The organism is Mesorhizobium sp. M1403, assembly GCF_040317695.1.
In the GTDB taxonomy this organism is placed as follows: Bacteria; Pseudomonadota; Alphaproteobacteria; order Rhizobiales; family Rhizobiaceae; genus Mesorhizobium.
Window position 1 is genome coordinate 537,975 of sequence record NZ_JAMYKY010000001.1, and the last position, 19,056, is coordinate 557,030.

The 19,056-nt window shown below is 63.1% G+C and carries 15 protein-coding genes; 7 read left to right on the forward strand and 8 right to left on the reverse strand.

What is annotated here, in order from left to right; genetic code table 11:
• Positions 1-123: 123 nt before the first annotated feature.
• Entirely contained in the window at positions 124-6,510 is a 6,387-nt protein-coding gene (locus tag NKH01_RS02715) for an apolipoprotein A-IV repeat region-like domain-containing protein (RefSeq protein ID WP_353018845.1), read from the reverse strand.
• A gap of 285 nt (positions 6,511-6,795) precedes the next feature.
• On the opposite strand from NKH01_RS02715, the gene NKH01_RS02720 reads away from it, so the two are divergent.
• From NKH01_RS02720 to NKH01_RS02730, 3 genes are all read left to right on the forward strand, one after another.
• On the forward strand, positions 6,796-7,164 hold the full coding sequence (locus NKH01_RS02720; protein ID WP_023717831.1) for an Hpt domain-containing protein: 369 nt from the start codon (positions 6,796-6,798) through the stop codon (positions 7,162-7,164).
• A 97-nt stretch (positions 7,165-7,261) separates the two neighbouring features.
• A complete protein-coding gene (locus tag NKH01_RS02725; protein WP_006334837.1) occupies positions 7,262-7,582 on the forward strand; it encodes a 2Fe-2S iron-sulfur cluster-binding protein in 321 nt (106 codons plus the stop codon).
• An 82-nt stretch (positions 7,583-7,664) separates the two neighbouring features.
• Positions 7,665-8,693, forward strand: coding sequence for an NAD(P)/FAD-dependent oxidoreductase (locus NKH01_RS02730; RefSeq protein ID WP_023717829.1), 1,029 nt, complete (start codon positions 7,665-7,667; stop codon positions 8,691-8,693).
• Between the two features lie 26 nt (positions 8,694-8,719).
• Here NKH01_RS02730 and NKH01_RS02735 read toward each other — a convergent pair whose 3' ends face one another.
• Both NKH01_RS02735 and NKH01_RS02740 read right to left on the reverse strand, forming a co-directional pair.
• On the reverse strand, positions 8,720-10,201 hold the full coding sequence (locus NKH01_RS02735; protein WP_353018847.1) for an MDR family MFS transporter: 1,482 nt from the start codon (positions 10,199-10,201) through the stop codon (positions 8,720-8,722).
• A gap of 214 nt (positions 10,202-10,415) precedes the next feature.
• Positions 10,416-11,033 carry a DUF922 domain-containing Zn-dependent protease gene (locus tag NKH01_RS02740; protein ID WP_352642079.1) on the reverse strand — a complete coding sequence of 206 codons (618 nt, stop codon included), beginning with the start codon at positions 11,031-11,033 and terminating at the stop codon, positions 10,416-10,418.
• 96 nt (positions 11,034-11,129) lie between these two features.
• Here NKH01_RS02740 and folP point away from each other — a divergent pair, with 96 nt between their 5' ends.
• From folP to folK, 3 genes are read left to right on the forward strand one after another with little or no spacing between them, the layout of a single operon-like run.
• Positions 11,130-11,975 (forward strand): dihydropteroate synthase, encoded by an 846-nt coding sequence (gene folP / locus NKH01_RS02745; RefSeq protein ID WP_023717826.1) that lies wholly within the window; start codon positions 11,130-11,132, stop codon positions 11,973-11,975.
• Between the two features lie 3 nt (positions 11,976-11,978).
• A complete protein-coding gene (folB, locus tag NKH01_RS02750) occupies positions 11,979-12,338 on the forward strand; it encodes a dihydroneopterin aldolase (RefSeq protein ID WP_023717825.1) in 360 nt (119 codons plus the stop codon).
• Positions 12,322-12,843 carry a 2-amino-4-hydroxy-6-hydroxymethyldihydropteridine diphosphokinase gene (gene folK, locus NKH01_RS02755; protein WP_023717824.1) on the forward strand — a complete coding sequence of 174 codons (522 nt, stop codon included), beginning with the start codon at positions 12,322-12,324 and terminating at the stop codon, positions 12,841-12,843. Before folB ends, folK begins: the two co-directional genes overlap by 17 nt.
• Positions 12,844-12,868: 25 nt before the next feature.
• Here folK and NKH01_RS02760 read toward each other — a convergent pair whose 3' ends face one another.
• Both NKH01_RS02760 and NKH01_RS02765 read right to left on the reverse strand, forming a co-directional pair.
• Positions 12,869-13,417 carry a DUF924 family protein gene (locus NKH01_RS02760; RefSeq protein WP_353019182.1) on the reverse strand — a complete coding sequence of 183 codons (549 nt, stop codon included), beginning with the start codon at positions 13,415-13,417 and terminating at the stop codon, positions 12,869-12,871.
• 20 nt (positions 13,418-13,437) lie between these two features.
• Positions 13,438-15,273, reverse strand: a complete 1,836-nt coding sequence (locus NKH01_RS02765) for a monovalent cation:proton antiporter-2 (CPA2) family protein (RefSeq protein WP_023717822.1) — start codon at positions 15,271-15,273, stop codon at positions 13,438-13,440.
• A gap of 230 nt (positions 15,274-15,503) precedes the next feature.
• On the opposite strand from NKH01_RS02765, the gene NKH01_RS02770 reads away from it, so the two are divergent.
• Positions 15,504-15,770, forward strand: coding sequence for a hypothetical protein (locus tag NKH01_RS02770; RefSeq protein WP_023717821.1), 267 nt, complete (start codon positions 15,504-15,506; stop codon positions 15,768-15,770).
• Between the two features lie 62 nt (positions 15,771-15,832).
• Here NKH01_RS02770 and NKH01_RS02775 read toward each other — a convergent pair whose 3' ends face one another.
• From NKH01_RS02775 to NKH01_RS02785, 3 genes are all read right to left on the reverse strand, one after another.
• Positions 15,833-16,387 carry a hypothetical protein gene (locus NKH01_RS02775; protein WP_353018851.1) on the reverse strand — a complete coding sequence of 185 codons (555 nt, stop codon included), beginning with the start codon at positions 16,385-16,387 and terminating at the stop codon, positions 15,833-15,835.
• An 87-nt stretch (positions 16,388-16,474) separates the two neighbouring features.
• Positions 16,475-17,569, reverse strand: a complete 1,095-nt coding sequence (locus NKH01_RS02780) for a YcjF family protein (protein ID WP_352482235.1) — start codon at positions 17,567-17,569, stop codon at positions 16,475-16,477.
• Positions 17,566-19,044, reverse strand: a complete 1,479-nt coding sequence (locus NKH01_RS02785; RefSeq protein WP_352844138.1) for a YcjX family GTP-binding protein — start codon at positions 19,042-19,044, stop codon at positions 17,566-17,568. Before NKH01_RS02785 ends, NKH01_RS02780 begins: the two co-directional genes overlap by 4 nt.
• Positions 19,045-19,056 lie beyond the last annotated feature (12 nt).

Genomic DNA, 19,056 nt, shown 5'->3' on the forward strand with positions numbered 1-19,056 from the left:
GCAGGATGCCTCGTCATTTGAACGCATCCTGGGCTGTCGCTTCATGCGTTGATAGGATCAAGATCAGCACGGCGCGAAAAAGGCGGGAATTTCCCGCCTTTTTCATGTTCCATTGTCGTCTGATCAATGCAAGCGGCCGCTGGCGTGGGCCAGCATGGTGTAGACCTTGCCGGTATCCGACGTCAGGTAGGTCTGCGCCATGATGTTGTCGCGGTCGTTGCGCGACACGTCTTTGAGCAGCTTTTCGAAATCGTCGCAGTAACGATCGACAGCAGCGCGGAACTCCGCCTCCGACTGATATTTGCGGCGGATCTCGTCGAACGTCTGCTGGCCCTTCAGCGTGTAAAGACGGCGCGTGAAGACGTCGCGCTCGCCGCGCCGGTATCGGTTCCACAGCTCGATCGAGGCATCGTGATCGATGGCTCGGGCGATATCGACGGAGAGCGAGTTCAGCGATTCCACGACATGAAGCGGCGAACGCGGAGCGGGAGCCGGGCGCGGCGCTTCGGCAGGCGCCGCCGGCTTGGCGTCGTCTTCGCGCGATGCACCGGTCAGGAGGTCGCGCACCCAGCCGCCTTGCGGCGTGCGGCCGTTGGGGTCGCGCTGGCGCAGCGCTGTGTCTGCGGGACGTTCGAGGTCGAGCGTGCCGCGCAGCGCCGTCTCGCCCGAAGGCGCCTGCGGTGCACGGCGCTGTTCCGGAGCCGGAGCCGGGCGGCGTGGCGGCTCGGCGGCGCGTGCGGCAGGCGCTTGCGGCGCCGGACGCAGGTTGCGCTGTTCCGAACTGTCGGCGCTGCGGCCAGATTTGGCAACGATTTCAGAAAGTTCCTTCAGCGCGTTGATCTGCTCGGAAACGGCACGGCGGATAGCCGTGGTTGATTCCTTTGCCTCTTCCGGCATCTCGATGACGCCTTTCTTGAGCTCGGCTCGGGTGAGGTCGAGCTCGCTCTTGATCGAGCCGGCGGTGCGCCGCATTTCCTCGGTCGCATCGGCAAAGCGCTTGGTAGCCGAATCGACCACTTCGGAAATCGCGGCACGGATCTTGTCGGCGGATTCCAGCGTCTTGCCTTCGGCGTTCTGCAGCGTCTGGCCGACCAGATTCTCGAACGAGCGCATGACCCTTTCGAGATCTTCCGACTTCTTAACAAGGCCGACGGCGAGGTCCTCCAGCGACGATTGCCTTTCGAGCGTGTGCTCGAGGTTGCTCTGGGCCGAGCTCAGGAGATCCGAGGCGCTGGACAGCAACCGGCTGTGCTCGTCGAACTTGGTGGCGATAGAGGCAACCTCGCGCAAGGTCGAGGACGACAGCTCGGTGAGCCGCGTCGTGTTCGAATCGACAAGGCGCGCCGAGCTGGCGAAAGTCTGGGCGGTCTTTTCCGTGGTCGCCGCGAAGCTTTGCGTGCTCCCAGTCAGGCGTTCGTCGACCTGGCCGAGATTGGTCGCCGCCTGCTCGATCAATTGACCGAGCTGCGAGCTGGAGGTGGTCATGCGGCCGATGAGGTCGGCAACGCTGTCGGCAAGCGTCGAGCGCGCGCCTTCGACGGCCGACAGAGTTTCGGCCGTGCGGCTGGCGAGGGCGTCGACGAGGGCGGCGTTTTGAGTGCGCAGCTTCTCTGTCGCACGTTCGGTGACCTCTTCCATGCTCTTTTGCAGCTCGGAGCCGCCCTGGGCGAAGCGCTCGACCAGAGGCCGTGCCGTCTCGTCCAGGATTTTCGATATTTCGGCCGAACGTGCCGCAAGCATCGTACTGAGCTCGCGAGTATTGGCACCGATGGTCTTTGCAGCGTCGTTGGTGCTCTGGCCGATATGCTGGCCGACCGCGGTGAAGGTTTCGGCGATCGTGTTGGCACGCGAGACTAACTGCGCCTCGGCGTTCGAGACCTGTTCGTTGAGCTTTTGGCCCATTGTCTCGGCAGTGTAGGCGAGGCGGTTCTCGACGCTGGCGACCTGCTCCTCGACGCGGGCCGCTGTGGCGGCAGCACTCGATGCCAGGCGTTCGTCGGCACCGGCAAGCAGCTGCTCGATTTCACGGGCATGGACGGCGAGTTCCTGGCCAGTCTGCCTGGCGCGTTCGGCAACCCGCTGCTCGGTGCTGGTGAAGGCACCGACAATGTTGTCGGCATGTTCGCCGATTGCGGTGCTGCTGTCGGCGATACGGGACACCAGGCGATGATCGGCCTCCTCGAAGATGCGGCCGATCTCGGACGCACGTGCCGAAAGTGCTTCGGAGCCTTCGGCAATGCGCGAAATAAGTTGCTGGTCGGCGGCATCGAAAATGCGGCCGAGATCCGACGCACGTGCCGCGAGAGCTTCGGCGGATTCGCCGATGCGCACGCCCAGCCGCTCGTCAGCTGTTTCGAAATTGCGCAAGATGTCGCCGGCACGTGCAGCCAGCGACTGGGCCGTTTCGATGGCGCGAGAGACCAGCCTGTGGTCCGCCGCGTCGAAGGTACCGGCAATCTCACTTGCTCGGGTTGCCAGCTGATCGGCCGTCTCCTGGGCGCGCGCGAGCAAGGTGTTCGACGTGTCGTCGGCGCGGGCAATCAGTGCGCTCGACGTATCCTCGGCGCGGGCGGCGAGGCGACGATCCGCCTCCTCGAAGGTGCGGGCGATGTCCTCCGCCCTGGCGAGCAGAGCGGCCGAGGTCTGCTCGGCGCGCTCGGCGATCTTGCGGTCGGCATCGCTGAATGCAGCGCCCGCCTGCTCATGCAGAGCGCTGGTGACTTCCATGACCTTCTCGCGCAGCGCCCCGGCGACGAAGACCGCGCTTCTTTCGAGCACACTGCGAACGTTGTCGACACCCGTCGACAGCGCCCGCTCCATGGTGCTGGCGCGCTCCTCGATGATGCCTGTCTGCCGGCTGAACGCCTGCTCGATCTTTTCCACGTCGGCAGCGATGGCATCGGAGATGTCGGTGCTCCTGGCGGCGATCTGGTCGATATGGCCGGACAGCGAACGGTCGACATCCTTGCGCGTGTCGGTGAGCCTGGAGAGATCGTCCTGCAATGCGCGGGTCAGCATGTCGCGGCCCTCGGTCAGCTTGCCGACATGACCGGCGACAATCTCGTCGACCTCGCTGCGGCTCAATGCAAGCCTCTCCAGATCGGCTTCCAGAGCGCGCCTGAGGATGTCGCGGCCTTCGGCAAGCTTCTCGACCTGGCCGGCAACCAGCCCATCGATGCTCGAGCGGCTTTCGGCCAGCTTGGCGAGATCGTCCTCGAGCGCCTTCGACAGGGTCGAGCGGTCCTGGACGAGCTTCTCCGCGTGGGTAGCGACAAGGCTGTTGACGTTGCCGAGATCGGCCTCTAGGGCGCGCGAAAACTGTGCGCGATTGTCGGTTAATAGCTGCGACTGGTCGGCGATGGCGCCCCTGATCGTGTTGAGATCGGCCTCCAAAGCGCGTTTGAGGATGTCGCGGCCTTCGGCCAGTTTCTCGACCTGGCCGGAAACCAGCCCGTCGATGCTCGAGCGGCTTTCGGCCAGCTTGGCGAGATCGTCTTCCAGCGCGCGCTTGAGGATGTCGCGGCCCTCGGCCAGCTTCTCGACCTGACCGGAAACCAGCCCGTCGATGCTCGACCGGCTTTCTGCCAGCCTGGCGAGATCGTCCTCGAGTGCCTTCGACAGGGCCGAACGGTCCTCGGCGAGCTTGTTCATATGTTCGGAGACGACGCCCCGCACGGTCTCGAGATCGGTCTCCAGTGCGCGCGACAGCTGACCGCGATCCTCCGCCAGCTTCTCGGATTGACTGGCAATGACGCCCTTGACGGTGCTCAGATCGGCTTCCAGAGCGCGTTTGAGGATGTCGCGGCCCTCTGCCAGTTTTTCGACCTGGCCGGCAACCATCACATCGATGCTCGAGCGGCTTTCGGCCAACTTGGCGAGATCGTCTTCGAGCGCCTTCGACAGCGTCGAACGGTCTTCCGCGAGCTTGTTCATGTGATCGGAGACAACGCCGCGCACAGCCTCCAAGTCGCTCTCCAGTGCCCGTGACAGCTGGCCACGGTCTTCCGCCAGCTTTTCGGACTGGCCAGCGATGACGCCCTTGATCGCGTTCAGGTCCAATTCCAGCGCGCGCTTGAGGATATCGCGGCCTTCGGCAAGCTTCTCGACCTGGCCGGCAACCAGCCCGTCGATGCTCGACCGGCTTTCGGCCAGCTTGGCAAGATCGTCTTCAAGCGTCTTCGAAAGCAGGCTGCGATCATCGGCGAGCCTGCCCGAATGATCGGCGATCAGACCTCTGATGTCGGACAGGTCGTTCTCGAGCGACTGGGAAAGACCGCTGCGGTCTTGCGCCAATTTCGCCGAATGGGCCTCGATGAGGCCATTGATGCCGGCGATGTCGGATTCCAGCGCACTGGCGAGTATGGCGCGACCCTCGGCGATCTTTTCGACTTGACCGGCGACAAGGCCGTCGATGCTGGCGCGACTGTCTGCCAGCTTGCCGAGGTCGGCCTCGAGCGCGCGCGAAAGAATGCTGCGGCCTTCGGCGAGCTTTCCGACGTGCCCGGCAACCATTTCATCAATGATCGTGCGGGCTTGTACGAGTTTTCCAGAGTCTTCGTTCAAGGCCTGGGCGAGCCGGTTGCGGCCCTCTTCAAGGCTTTCTAGATGGCTGCCCAGCGAAGCGTCGATCGCTGCACGCGATTCGTTGACCTTGCGCAGATCCTCTTCAAGGGCGCGCGAGATCAGGCCGCGGCCTTCGGCAAGCTTCTGCACCTGGTTGGTCACCGCCGCATCGATTTCGGCGCGGCCCTCGGCGAACTTCGCCAGATCGGCCTGCATTGCCGCCGCCATCCGGTCGCGGCTTTCGGAAAGTTTGCGGCTGTGGTTTTCGACGGCTTCCTCGATGCCGGCGCGAGCATCCGCAAGTCGCTGGATGTCCGTATCGAACGATCGCGATACGACATGGCGCGCCGCTTCCATGCGCCCGGCGAAATCGCCGGCGCGGGCTTCGAGCATGGTCGAGGTCGATGAGATGATGTCGGCCATGTCGGCGCCGATCTGGGTCTTGCCCTGATCGATCATCGCCGACAGCGTCTCCTTGCTATCCTGGAAGGTGTGGGCGATTTCGCGCGCGCGCTCGACCAGCGTCTCGTTGATCTGGCGTGCGCGAGCCTCCAGCGCGGCGTTGAGCTTCTGCGTACCGGTGTCGAGCGCCTCGGCGCGGGTCTGGAACTCGCTGATCAGCGCCTGGCCACGTTCGGCAAGCGTCCGCTCGATGCCGTTGAGGCTGGCTTCGAATTCGGAATTGAGTGTGCGCGCGGCACCGCCGAGCAGCGACACCATGCCGGTCGTGCGGTCGTCGAGCAGGTCGGTCAGCGACCGCGTCAGGCCATCGGTGGTGTCCGTCAGCTTGGCGATGCGGGTGTCGAGCAGGCTGGCGAAGGCCTCGCCCGACGTCGACAGCCGGTCGGTGATCGATTCGAGCCGGCCTTCCACCGAATCGAAGATCGACATCGAGCTCCCGTTGATCCTGTCGATCAGCGTGTCGCCGGATTCGTTGATCGTCATCGACAGCTTGGTCGAGGCGTTGAGAATGCTGTCGCGAATGATATCGCTGGCGGCGTTGATCTCGTCCTTCAGCGTCTCGTGGGCACCGGTGATCGAGGCGCGCACACGCTCGGCATGGGTGACGACCGCTTCGCGCTCGCTGCCCAGCCCGTCGACCAGCGAGCGGATGCGGGACTCGTTCTCCGAATAGGAGCGCTCGATCTGGTTCACCTCGCTGTGAACCAGCGTTTCGAGCTCGACGGCGCGCGCAAGCGTGCGTTCGATGCCTTCGCCCATGGCCGCCACCTCGCGGCGAACCGCTTGGCCGATCATCATGACGCGATCCTGGGCAAGATTTTCCGGCTCGGCCAGACGGAAGGCCACCTCGGTCATCGACTGCGCGGCAAGGCGCATCTCCTGAGCGCGGCGAATCATCACTGCGAATGCCCAGAACAGGATGACGGGCACGATTGCCGCGACCGCCAGGCCGATCAGCTCGGGACGGGCGAAAAACTGATCGAAGGTGCGGATGTTCCAGATGCCAGGTCCGAACAACAGGTTCGCGAGGCCACCGGCGCCGGCGATCCAGGCCAGCGAAACAAAAGCCACGACCCAATAGATCGTGTTCGAGGCGCGCCGGTTGAGGGTGTGCAGGAGCGTCTTATAGTCTTTTTGACGATCGTCGTTGGCCGGCGAGAAAGCTGGCGGCTGCGAGCCATTGCGCGTTGCGACGGGACGCAACTCAGCCGGCTTGGCTTTTGGCGCGGGATTTAGGTTCTGGCTTTGATTGGCGGCGGGTGCTGCATTCTGGGCCTGGTCGGGGGCAGGCGCCTCGTTCTGGCTGCGGCCTTCGCGCGCCAGTTCGTCGGCGGCTTGCGATATCTGCGCTTCCAGATCTTCCATGGATGCCGCGATGTCGAAGTCGCCGCCGGCATCGCCGCTCAGATCGATATCAAGTGCCTTTTCGAGTTCCCTGGCTACGTCGCTGTCGAGCGTTTTTGTCGTCGTTGGTTTCTTCGCCATGCCTTCGCTACCCTGTACAAGCTGCCGTGGGACTTATGGTTGTGCTTATTGATTCTGCCTAGCGTGTCCCGCGCAGGAGGCTGAAAATGGACCTGTCGTATCGTAATGACACAGCGGGGTAAAGAAAACATGCATTCCGTCCGATACGTAAAACTTTAAATATAAGGTTAACACAGCCGTGATTCCGGCGCCGTTATCGCGACATTTTTCCGGGTCAATCATTAACCCGTTGTCCACCGGATACGCCTATTTTTTGCGGCGGTCGAAGAACGGAGTCTCAAAGTGATACGTGGCGAAAACGGCATTGCCTTCTCGATGCCCGGCGGTGACGTGTCAGGGACAGCTGGGGCGCGGCCGATCGATCTGGCGCATCTTGCGCGCCAGACGATGGGCGATCGGAGCCTCGAGCAAGAGGTGCTGGCACTGTTCGTGCAGCAGGCGCTATCGGTGCGCGACAAGATCGTCGATGCGGATGTCAGGCAGCGGCTGCTACTGGCGCACGGGCTCAAAGGCTCGGCGCGCGGGGTCGGCGCCTTCGCCATTGCCGATTGCGCCAGTGCGATCGAATGCCGGCCCGACGACGCCAGCACGCTGAAGCGCCTTGGCTCACTGATCGAAGAAGTGCGCGACTTCGTCGCCGCCATCAGCCGATAGAACTTATTCCCAAAACGCCACGCAGCGGCGCTTTCGCGCCGCAGTTGACTTGTCTGGCAGAGTGATTATGTCGGCTCAGACTCCCTTCAGGTGACAAATGACCAAGCTGACCTTCATCGCCCATGACGGCACGCATTTTGACGTGGATGCCGAAAACGGCTCGACCGTCATGGAAAATGCGATCCGCAATGCGGTGCCGGGAATAGAAGCGGAATGCGGCGGCGCCTGCGCCTGCGCGACCTGCCATGTCTATGTCGACGAAGCCTGGACGGCGGAGGTCGGCGAGCCGGAAGCCATGGAAGAAGACATGCTGGACTTCGCCTACGACGTCCAGCCGAATTCGCGGCTGTCATGCCAGATCAAGGTGCGCGACGCCCTCGATGGGCTGGTCGTGCGCGTGCCGGCCCGCCAAGGCTGAAGCCGATTTTTGCCGCTGCCGCTTGGCAGCGGACCAATGGTCATGCAGTGTCGCGCCGTTTTCCCATAAAGGCGCATGCTTCATGACCGCTATCACCAAGACGGACGTACTCATTGTCGGGGCAGGGCCTGTCGGCCTGTTTGCCGTATTCGAGCTCGGCCTCTTCGACATGAAGTGCCATCTGATCGACATACTCGACCGGCCCGGCGGGCAGTGCGCCGAACTCTACCCGGAAAAGCCGATCTACGACATTCCGGGTTGGCCCTCGATCTCGGCGCAAGGTCTGGTCGACAAGCTGCTTGAGCAGATCGCGCCGTTCAAGCCCGAATTCACCTATAACCGCATGGTTTCGAGCCTGGAAAGGCTGGAGGACGGCAGCTTCCGCGTCACTACCGACGAAAACGAGGTGTTCGAAGCCAAAATTGTGGTGATTGCCGCCGGCGGCGGTTCTTTCCAGCCGAAACGGCCGCCGATTCCAGGCATCGAACCCTATGAAGGCAAGAGCGTGTTCTACTCGGTGCGCCGGATGGAGGACTTTCGCGGCCATGACCTCGTCATCGTCGGCGGCGGCGATTCGGCGCTCGACTGGACGCTGAACCTGCAGCCGGTGGCCAAGAGCGTGACGCTGGTGCATCGGCGGCCCGAATTCCGGGCAGCGCCCGACAGCGTCAACAAGATGTATGCCATGCAAGAGATGAAGCAGCTGGAATTCCAAGTCGGACAGGTGACGGGCCTGACCGGCAGCGACGGCCAGCTAGCCTCCGCCACGATCAAGGGGCCGGAGGGCGATGTCGAAGTGCCGTGCACGCGGATGCTGCCATTTTTCGGCCTGACGATGAAGCTCGGCCCAATCGCCGAATGGGGCCTCAATCTCCACGAAAACCTGATCCCGGTCGACACCGAAAAATTCCAGACGTCGGTGCCCGGCATCTTCGCCGTCGGCGACATCAACTGGTACCCCGGCAAGCTGAAGCTGATCCTGTCGGGCTTCCATGAGGTCGCTCTAATGGCACAGGCAGCCAAGCGCATCATCAGCCCCGGCGAGCGCATCGTGTTCCAGTATACGACTTCGTCGACCAGCCTGCAGAAGAAGCTCGGCGTGGTCGACTGAAGCTCACCGGATTTCACCAGGCCGGTCTACTCCGCCAGGGCTGGGGCCGAAGCCTCGGCATGGCCGCGAAGCGTTTTCTCCGGCATCAGCCAGAGCGTGATGAACGACAGCAGCAAGGTCGCGGCGGCGGCAAGAAAGATCATCACGAACGGCGTGGCTGAGGCGATATGGCCGGCCGTCTGCGTGCCTTCGCTGGCCAGCGGCAGCCCGTAACCAAGGGCGACGGCACCAAGCATGGCGACGCCAAGCGCACTACCCAGCGAGCGGAGGAAGGTGAGAACGCCGGTCGCCACGCCAAGGTGCATGCGATCGACGGCGTTCTGGACCGAGACAGTGGCAACCGGAAAGGTCGTGCCTGTGCCCAGGCCTATGCAGGTCGTCAACACCTCGACAAGCAATAGCGAGGCATGCCCGGCGACCAGGCTGAGCACGCCGAGGCACAGGATCGAGAAAACAGTTCCGACCATGGCAATGCGCTTGTAGTGGAAAAAGCGTGGGATCATTCGCGCGCTGAATGTCGCACCGGCCACCGTGCCGAGCATCAGCCCAAGCAACGCGGTGCCAGATTCGCTGACTGACAGGCCGACGACCGATTGCAGGTAGACCGGCAGATAGACCGACAAGCCGACATTGGCGGCCTGCAGCAGGAACATCGACAACGTGCCGGCGAGAACGATCGGATTGCCGAGCACTTCCAGCGAGATCAGCGGTTCGGCCGCGCGCATCAGCCGCAGCGCGAACGCGCTCCAGAACACCGCTGAGCAGGCGAGCAGTCCAAGGATTTCACGCGACAGCCACGGATACTCGCTGCCGCCCCAGTTCAAGGCAAGCAGCAGCAGCGAGGTGGCCGCGACCAGAAGCAGCGCGCCGAGGCCGTCGATGCGGTGATGTTTTGCAGCGATCGGCAGCTTCTTGAGCGGATTGTTAATGATCGCCATCGCCAGCAGGCCGAGCGGAATGTTGATCCCGAAGATCAGCGACCAATGCAGATGTTCGGCGAAGGTGCCGCCGAGCAGCGGCCCGGCGATGCTGGCGACGGCCCAGGTGCCCGAAATCCAGGCGGCGTAGCGAGCCCGCTCGCGCGGCGGCACGAGGTCGCCGATCACGGTCTGCGTCAGGGCGAACAGCCCGCCGCCGCCGGCGCCCTGGATCGCCCGGCCGACAACCAGGACCAGCATGTTGGGGGCCGTGGCGCTGACCAGCGACCCGGCGAGAAAGATCAGGATTGCCGCATAGACGGTCGGCCGGCGGCCATAGATATCGGAGATCTTGCCGTAGAGCGGCGCCACTGCGGTCGCGGTCAGAAGATAGCCGGTTACGATCCACGGCAGATATTCGGCATGCCCGAGCAGACGTGCCATCGTCGGCATCGCCGGCGCGACGATGGTCTGGTCGAGCGCCGCCAGCAGCATTGACAAAAGCACGCCGCCGATGATGGCGTTTTTCTCGGTTTCGGTCAGCGGCGTGCTGGTTTCCACCATCGCTTGCTTGTCGATAGCCTGGTCCATATCCGTTCATCCATTATGCCTGCGTGCACTTCCGCGACGGGCTGGGAAGCATCTAGTACGCCGATTGGCGTTTGCCGGAGGCTGATCCCTGCGAACCTGGCATATGTCGTTCGCTATAGGCCGATTTCGACAGCGGCTCGAAAGTTTTTCGAAGCTGGCACTATGCTTCGCCAAATTGGCTTTGTTCCAAATTTGGCTTTGTCCGACGCGGAGTTCAGCCGGGAGCGAGCCGTCCATTCTCAATGCGCTCGATGCGATAGTGCAAAAGCCGCAGGATGCGGCTTTGGAAATTGACGCTTTCCACACGATCGAAGCGCATCTGGTCCTGGTCGTGCTTGGCAAGCATGGCCGCTGTAATTTTCGCGGCCTTGGCCTTGGCCAATTCGCAGGTCTTTTCAGGGTAGCTCGCCTTCAAGGCGTCTTCTAGTTCGCGGCCATGGTTCTTGGCAATCTCGACGTGGCGTTCCTCATGGCGCTTGATGTCGGAGGACAAAGTCTCCCAGAACAGCTTGACGCCTGCATCGGCTTTGCGCGGGCGGCGCCACTCGGGAAGGATAACCTTGACCTTGACGGTAACGGCAGCGTCGGCAATCCAGCACGAGCCCGGCTTTTGCGCATAACTGACGCGGGTGGTGAACGCCATCTGGGTGGCGCCGGGATGCCGCGACCCGGTGCTTTTCACCTGAGGCCCGAGTTTCGACAGCTGGGTCCCGATGTCGTCGAGCGTCCTGCCGCCGATCGGGAAATAACTATATGTCTTGACGAGAGTCGTAGCGCCGGCCGGGAATGCGGTCAGAGCGAGCATCAGGGCGCAGAGGAGGGATCGTTTCATCGTGTTGCCTCTTTGCCCACCTTGCTTTACCGCCGTCTCCGGCGCAACGGAATTGATCCCCGGTCATGACGTGGGATCGAACATGGTTGATGGGCAATGATGACAGGGCGATGGCAGCTGGCGCATGGGCGCCATCTTGACCTTGGCGGCAAGGCCATCGTCGTCGGCATCCTCAACGTCACGCCGGACAGTTTTTCCGACGGCGGGCTGTTCGATGCCCCGGAAAAAGCGGTGGACCAGGCGCGCCGTATGGTGGAGGAGGGAGCCTCCGTCATCGACATCGGCGGAGAATCGACGCGTCCCGGTGCCTCTCCGGTGTCTGCAAAGGAAGAGCAGGCCCGCATAGTGCCCATCATCGAGGCGCTCGCGACGTCTGGCGGAACGCTGATCTCGGTCGATACCTATCGCCAGGATACGGCGCGGCTTGCCGTCCAAGCCGGTGCACATATCGTCAACGACGTCTGGGGCCTGCAGCGCGAGCCGGGCATTGCCAGCGTCGCTGCCGAAACCGGCGCCGGCCTTGTCATCATGCACACGGGACGGGACCGGCAGAAACTGCCCGACGTGATTGCCGATCAGCTCTTCTTCCTCAGGAAGTCGCTGGAAATCGCGCAACGGAGCGGTGTTGCCGACGACCACATCGTGCTCGATCCGGGCTTCGGCTTCGCCAAGGAGACAGCCGCGGAAAACCTTGACCTGATGGCACGGTTTTCCGAGCTTCGTGCGCTGGGCTTTCCGCTGATGGCCGGCACATCGCGAAAGCGCTTTATCGGCACCGTCACCGGCCGCGACGCAGCGGCAAGGGGCGCCGGAACCGCCGCCACAAGCGTCATCCTGAGGCTCAAAGGCGCGCATCTTTTTCGCGTCCACGATGTCGCAATCAACGTGGATGCGTTGGCTATTGCCGATGCTATGCTCGCACGTGAGATCGGGGAAAGCTGAGCCATGTATGTCATCCGCATGAAGAACTGCGCCTTCTTCGCCCGGCACGGTGTGCTGGACGAAGAGGAGACGCTCGGCCAGCGCTTTTATGTCGATGCGGCGCTCACGGTAGACCCCGGGCGGGCGCTGGTCGACGATTCTATCGAGGACACCGTCAATTACGGCATCGCCTTTGCGGTCATCGAAAAGATCATTACCGGCGAGCGGCGCTTTCTGATCGAAGCGCTGGCGCTCGAAGTGGCGAGGGCGCTGACGGCGCGGTTTCCGCAGATCAAAAAGGCCGAGATCACCGTGCGCAAGCCGAACGCCCCGGTGCCGGGTGTGCTCGATCATGTCGAGGTGACCGTTGTCTGGCCAGAATAGTAACAACAACACCGTCTATCTCAGCCTTGGCGGCAATCTCGGTGATCCGGCGAAGTCGATGGCTGCGGCACTGGGCATTCTGGATGCCGACGAGAGCACGCGCGTCGTTGCCGTTTCGTCGCTCTACCGAACGCCGCCCTGGGGCAAGCTCGATCAGCCGGATTTCCTCAATGCGGCGGCCGAGATCTCGACCGCGCTTGCGCCGCGGGCTTTGCTCGACCTTTGCCTCGACGCCGAGCGAAAACTGAAGCGGGTGCGGGAGGAGCGCTGGGGTCCGCGCCTGATCGACATCGACATTCTGGTGTTCGGTGACCGCATCATCCACGAGACCGGACTGGAGGTGCCGCATCCGCGCATGCTGGAGCGCGCCTTCGTGCTGGCACCGCTGGCAGAAATTGCACCGAAGCTTGTGGTCGACGGCAAGAGCGTGTCGGAGCGACTGGCCGCCGTCGACACGTCGGGTATTGAACGGCTGCCGTCAGGCCGGAAATGGTGGAAGACCTGACGCTGCCGCCATCGGTGGCCGAAAATCAGCCGGAAAACCCACCACCGTCGAGGAACATTTGTTCGTCCGGTGTCGTCTCCCGGCCAAGCATCCTGTTTCGGTGTGGAAAGCGGCCGAAGCGCTGGATGATGTCGCGGTGTTCTACGGCATATTTCAGATAGGACGGGGCTTTGGCGGCGGTAAGCTCCATCGATTTGAGCTGATCGGCGAGATCCTCCGAATGCTCATAGGGCAGATAAAGAAAGACGCGGAGCTCTTCGTCGAGCGCCAAGTCATGGCCGGCAGCGATCGCCTTCCCGGCAAAATGCCGCGCCAGCGGGTCCGTGGCATACATGTGGCCAGTGCCGCGAAAGCAGTTTCGCGGAAACTGGTCGAGCAGGATTATCAGTGCCAGCGACCCTTCGGCGTGTTCGGACCAGCCGTCGCATTCGCGGCGGGCGGCGGCGAAGTGCAGATCGAGAAACCGGGTGCGGAAGTCGGCATCAAAAGCGTCGTTCTTCTCGAACCATGCGTCCTCCCCGGCGTGGCGCCAGAATCTGGTGACGGAGAGCGCGCGTTCGTCCAGTTCATCCATCATTCGCATCTTCCCAAGGATTAATCGGCCGGCTCGGATTTCTGCAGCACGCCGGCGGTTTCCTCATTGAGCGCCTGACCCGCGCGGCGTGGTGTGCTGAGCGGCGTCGGGATGGGGGTGCCAATATTGCCTTTGAGGAAGCGCCGTCCGGCGCGGATGCCTTCGGCCTGTTGAAGCTCGAAACGGGCAGCGTCGCGGCGGCGGACGTCCTCGACTACCTCGGCGACCTCTTCCGGGTCGACGCCGAGGGCTTCCAGCGTCGAGCCGCCGAAGACAAGCGCCGATTCGAACGTCTCGCGGAGCTGATAGTCAACGCCGGCACGGATGAGCTGCAACGCGGTGCCGCGGTCGAACGCCCGTGCCAGCACTGTCAGCAAGGGAAACTCCGCCTTGATCAGTTCCGCGATGCGCACGGCGGCATCGGGCTTGTCAACGCAGATCAGCACGGCGCGTGCCCGCCCGGCTCCCGCGGCTCGCAGGATGTCCAGCCGCGTGCCGTCGCCGTAATAGACCTTGAAGCCGAAATCGGCCGCTGCTTGGATCATTTCGACCTCGTTGTCGATGATCGACACGTCGATGCCGCGCAACAAAAGCGGCTGGCTGGCGATCTGGCCGAACCGGCCAAAGCCTATGATCAGCACGCTGCCGGTCAGGCCGTTGGCGACATCGACGCCTTCAAGCGACTGCTCGTCGCGCGGCGTCAGATACCGCAGTGCAATGATCGCCAACGGCGTCAGCACCATGGAAATGATGACAATGGCGGTCAGCATCGCATTGGCTTGGCCGTCGATAATGCCCACCGCAGCCGCCGCGGAATAGAGGACGAAGGCGAATTCGCCGCCTTGCGCCATGAAGACGGCGCGCTCGAGCGCTTCCCGATGGTCGGTTTTGAGGACGCGGGCAACGATATAGATGCCGATCGCCTTCATCACCATGTAGGCGACGACATAGATGGCAATGAGCTGCCAGTTGACGACGACGACATGCAGGTCGAGCGACATGCCGACGGCGAGGAAGAACAGCCCGAGCAGAATGCCGCGGAACGGTTCGATGTCGGCCTCCAGCTGGTGGCGGAAGGTCGATTCCGACAAAAGCACGCCGGCCAGGAAGGCGCCCATGGCCATCGACAGGCCGGAAAGCTGCATGGCGAGCGCTGACCCGAGAACGACCAGAAGGGCAGCTGCGGTCATCACCTCACGGGCGCGCGCATCCGCCAGGATACGGAAGAACGGATTGAGCAGATAGCGCCCGGCAACCACCAGCCCGACGATCGCGGCAAGGCCGATGCCGACCTCCGTCAACCTATCCGACAGGCTCATATCGGCGCCGCCCGGCGCGAGGAAGGCGATCAGCGCCAGCAGCGGCACGATGGCCAGATCTTCCAAAAGCAGGACCGAGACGATGCGCTGGCCCTTGGGCGTTGCCAAGTCGCCGCGTTCTTCCAGCAATTGCATGACGATTGCCGTCGAGGTGAGTACGAAACCGGCGCCAGCGACGAAGGACTGCGCGATCGGGAAACCTCCCGCCAGGCCGACGCCGGTCAGCAGAACCGCGCAGACGCCGACCTGCAGCGCACCAAGCCCGAAAATCTCGCGGCGCAGGCCCCATAGGCGTGACGGCTGCATCTCCAGCCCGATGATGAACAGGAACATGACGACGCCGAGTTCGGCGACATGAAGAATGGCTTCCGATTCGGAAAAGACGCGCAGCCCGAATGGGCCGATCACGACGCCGGCCGCCAAATAGCCGAGGATGGAGCCAAGTCCCATGCGCCTGAAGATCGGCACCGCAACGACGCCGGCGGCAAGCAGCGCCACCACCTGGATCAGATCGCTGTTCGATGCCTCTGCCGCCATGCCTGCCCTTCCGCTCTCCTGGGAGTCAAGCGGCCAAGATAGGGGCTTCGGAGCGGATCGAACAGTGTGAATCCGGCGCATTGTGCAGGCGATATTGCAGGCGCACTGCACAGGATAATGGGCCTCCGGGCGTTGCTTGTTTTCGCTATCCGGCGCTAAGGACGCCCGGCTTCGGCCAGTGGAGGGTGAGCGACGATCAAGTCACGGCCCTTTTTGAGGAGATGACTGACATGAAGAAGTTTTTGCTGGTTGCCGTTGGCATCGCGGCACTTGCCGGCTCTGCCTGTTCGAAGGCGCCGGAGTGCACGACCGAGATGCTGACCAAGAAGGCTCAGGACATGACTGCGGCACTTCAGGCTGCTATCACCAAGGATCCGGCCAAGGCAGCCGACCTCACAGCCAAGGTCCAGGCGGTCACAACCAAGTATCAGGGCGGCACGACAGCAGCCGAGGCCTGCAAGGCCTATGACGAGTTGATTGCAGCGATCAAGGGCTGAGCACCCATCTGCATGTCAAGGACGGCGGCGGCGTTTGGTTGCCGCCTTTTCACGCCGAAAGCTCAGTTCGGAGTTATGGAGCCGACCTCGACTGCATCGATCCGCTTCAACTTCATACCGATGACCGGGACCAGCTGCTGGTCGACCCGCACGGCAACGGTCACCGTCATCGAATTGTCGTCGGGGACAAGCGCCTGCATCACGCCGCGCAACTGATTGCGATTAATGGTGAAAACCACCTTGTGCGCATCGACGACATTGCCGCCGATAACGTCGAGGCCGGAGCCGGCGGCCCCGCCCATGAAGCTGCCCTTGTAGCCCTGCCGGCCCTTGTGTTCGATCGTTGCCGACATCTGCTGGGTGAACATACCGACCCGGCAGCCGCCGTCGAGCGACATGCCGACCTTGCCGTCAGGCGTCGAGCCAATGAAGCTGCAGGTGAATTTCGTGCCCTTGTATTTGCCGGCAACGATTTCTCCGGGGCCGACCCATTTGCCCTCGACCGATCGAAAGAACTGCTTGTCCGGTTCCGCCGCCGAAGCCTTTCCGGCAATGCCGATGGTTGCGACAAGGGCGAGCGCCACGGGCAGCACGCTGGACAAAATAACGCTTTTCATCGACGACACCCGGCAACAAAGAGACTGGTTTGGACGCTTCCGACCATGAACAAGATTGGTTAATGCTTTGTCACCCCAAGGCGATAGTCACGTCTCGGAAGCGGATGTTTCTTTTTCTTTCTTTGCCGCAAACGAGGTCAGCGCGGAAAGGAAATCGCCCAATCCTGGACGCCTGACGGCGTTAAAGGGCAGGGGCCTTGCCGTTTCCATCGCTGCAATGCCGATGCGCGCCGTCATCATGCCGTTGACGACGCCTTCGCCGAGCTTGGCCGAGAGCCGAGCCGCAAGGCCATGGCCGACGATCTGCTGGACGAAACTGTCGCCGACGGCGATCGACCCAGTGACCGCGAGATGGGCGAGAACGCTGCGCGCCAGGCGAAAAAAGCCAAGCGTGCCGGGGCGGCCGCCATAGAGCTCCGACAGACGGCGAATCAGCCGGCCGGCTTCGAACACGACATAAGCGACGTCGACCAGCGCGCGCGGACTGACCGCGGTCACCAGGGACACGCGCTTCGCCGCTTCGAGGATCATCATCTTGGCGCGGGCATCGAGCGGGCCGAGGATCTCGGTCTCGGCCAGCCGCACCAGATTGCCGCCATCGATGATCTCGCCGCGCAATTCGGCCAGCGAGCGCCTGCCGGCCGCGGTTTCGGGCTTGGCCGCGACAAATGCCGACAACTCGTCGACCACGGCGCGGGCGGCCTTCGGATCATCGCGGGCAATCGCATCGAGCGCCCGCTTCTGCAACTTTTCGACCTCGGCGAGGCGAGCAATCGCCACGAATTCGCGGATAAGGATGACCACAAGCGCCAGGATGGCGATCAATGCCATTCCGGCCGCCAGCCAGCCCAGCCACTCGGCGCGCTCGAACAGGTCGCGAATCAGCTGGTCGGTCCAGAGGCCAAGGGCGAGCGAAACCAGAACGCCCAGCGCGCCGAAGAACAGGCTGCCAAGCAGCGAACGTTTTCGCGGCGCAATCGCCGGCGGCGGTTCGGCAGCGACGACATCAGGCTCGTCGAAGACGTCGATCTCCGCCGGTGTGACCACGGCAAGATCCGCCTTCACGTTACGCGGCTTTCGCGCCGGCGCGGCCTCGGCCCCGGAATGGCGAGCCGTCGGATCTACCTTCGGCTGGGGCTCCGGCTCGATGCGAAAGGCCGCCGGTCTGCGGGGCGCGCTCATGCGAGATGATCTCCGATCAGGAACTGCACCGCGCGGTCGAGCCTGATATGCGGCAGCGACAGCGTCACGCCCTCGGCCGTGCGCTCGAGTTTCGGCGGGCGAAAGCGCACGAAGCGGATCGCCGGGTCGTCATCGTTCTGCTGGTGCTTCGATTCGAAACCATCGAACACCGCATCAACTTTCTCCGGCAAATCACCGGGAAATATGGCTGTTTCGGTCTTTCCGTCAAAGGTTTCGCCATTGATTTTTTCGCCACGCAATGGCGTGCCGATAATGACCGGCAAAGTCTCACGGCCCTGCTTGACCGTGCCTTCCCGAGTCGCGCGCATGGCCGCCATGGCGACGACGTCGACGTCGGCACCAGTGAAATTCGCCCGCGCCACGGCGCGGTCGGCAAGCCGCCGCACGATCGCCTGCAGCCGGTCGTGGCTTTCGTGGTGCAGATGGTCGGCCTTGGTCGCGGCCACCAATATGCGGTCGATGCGTCTTGAAAACAGGTCGGTCAGGAAGTTGCCCCGGCCGGGCCGGAAACAGGACAGGATTTCGGTGACCGCGCGTTCCAGATCGGCCATCGCACCGGGGCCGGCGTTCAATGCCTGTAAGGCGTCGATGAGCACGATCTGCCGGTCGAGGCGCGTGATGTGTTCGCGAAAGAACGGTTTGACGACATACGTCTTGTAAGCCTCGTAGCGCCGCTCCATCATCGCCTGCAGCGATCCGTAGCGGGCGCGCCCGAGGCCGAGTTTCGGCAGCGGCGCAAAGGTCAGCGCCGGCGATCCTTCAAGATCGCCGGGCATCAGGAAGCGGCCGGGCGGTAGGGTCGAAAGCGCCCGCTCGTCAAGCTTGCAGGCCTTGAGGTAGGCGGCGAAGCTCTCGGCGAGACGGCGCGCCGTCATCTCGTCGGCGTCGGCGTTGGGGTCGACGGAGGCAGAGAGCGCCTGCCATTCCCGCGAAAGATCGACACGCACCGGCAACACGGCCATCTCGAAGGCCTCACGCGAAAAATCGGCGTAGGACTTGCCGAGCAGCGGCAGGTCGAGCAGCCATTCGCCGGGATAATCGACGACGTCGACGGACAATTTGCCGGCGGAAAACATGCGGCTCCAACCGGAGGCCGATTCGTATTCGATGGTGAGCCTCAGTTCGGAAATCGCACGCGTCGAGTCCGGCCAGACACGGTCGTCGACAAGAGCCGCGATGTGATCCTCGTACTGGAAGCGTGGTACGGCGTCGTCCGGCTGCTCTTCGAGAAAGGCCCTGGCGATGCGCCCCGATTTTTGTGCCTCAAACAGCGGCAAGCGTCCGCCATGGACCAGATTGTGCACAAGGGCCGAGATGAACACCGTCTTGCCGGCGCGGGACAGCCCGGTCACGCCAAGACGCAGCGACGGAGCGAAAAGCCCGGCAGCGCGGCCTGACAACGTATCCAAGGCGATCTTCGCCTCGTCGGTGAAAGTCGTCAGCGATGATGCCAAAATCTGTTCTCG

Excerpts from the sequence above, each read along its gene's own strand:
- NKH01_RS02770 (WP_023717821.1), top strand. The coding sequence starts at position 15,504 with ATGAAGAAGTTTTTGCTGGTTGCCGTTGGCATCGCGGCACTTGCCGGC.
- NKH01_RS02725 (WP_006334837.1), top strand. The coding sequence starts at position 7,262 with ATGACCAAGCTGACCTTCATCGCCCATGACGGCACGCATTTTGACGTG.
- NKH01_RS02740 (WP_352642079.1), bottom strand. The coding sequence starts at position 11,033 with ATGAAACGATCCCTCCTCTGCGCCCTGATGCTCGCTCTGACCGCATTC.
- folB (WP_023717825.1), top strand. The coding sequence starts at position 11,979 with ATGTATGTCATCCGCATGAAGAACTGCGCCTTCTTCGCCCGGCACGGT.
- NKH01_RS02715 (WP_353018845.1), bottom strand. The coding sequence starts at position 6,510 with ATGGCGAAGAAACCAACGACGACAAAAACGCTCGACAGCGACGTAGCC.
- NKH01_RS02760 (WP_353019182.1), bottom strand. The coding sequence starts at position 13,417 with ATGGATGAACTGGACGAACGCGCGCTCTCCGTCACCAGATTCTGGCGC.
- NKH01_RS02730 (WP_023717829.1), top strand. The coding sequence starts at position 7,665 with ATGACCGCTATCACCAAGACGGACGTACTCATTGTCGGGGCAGGGCCT.
- NKH01_RS02775 (WP_353018851.1), bottom strand. The coding sequence starts at position 16,387 with ATGAAAAGCGTTATTTTGTCCAGCGTGCTGCCCGTGGCGCTCGCCCTT.
- NKH01_RS02780 (WP_352482235.1), bottom strand. The coding sequence starts at position 17,569 with ATGAGCGCGCCCCGCAGACCGGCGGCCTTTCGCATCGAGCCGGAGCCC.
- NKH01_RS02735 (WP_353018847.1), bottom strand. The coding sequence starts at position 10,201 with ATGGACCAGGCTATCGACAAGCAAGCGATGGTGGAAACCAGCACGCCG.
- folP (WP_023717826.1), top strand. The coding sequence starts at position 11,130 with ATGATGACAGGGCGATGGCAGCTGGCGCATGGGCGCCATCTTGACCTT.
- NKH01_RS02765 (WP_023717822.1), bottom strand. The coding sequence starts at position 15,273 with ATGGCGGCAGAGGCATCGAACAGCGATCTGATCCAGGTGGTGGCGCTG.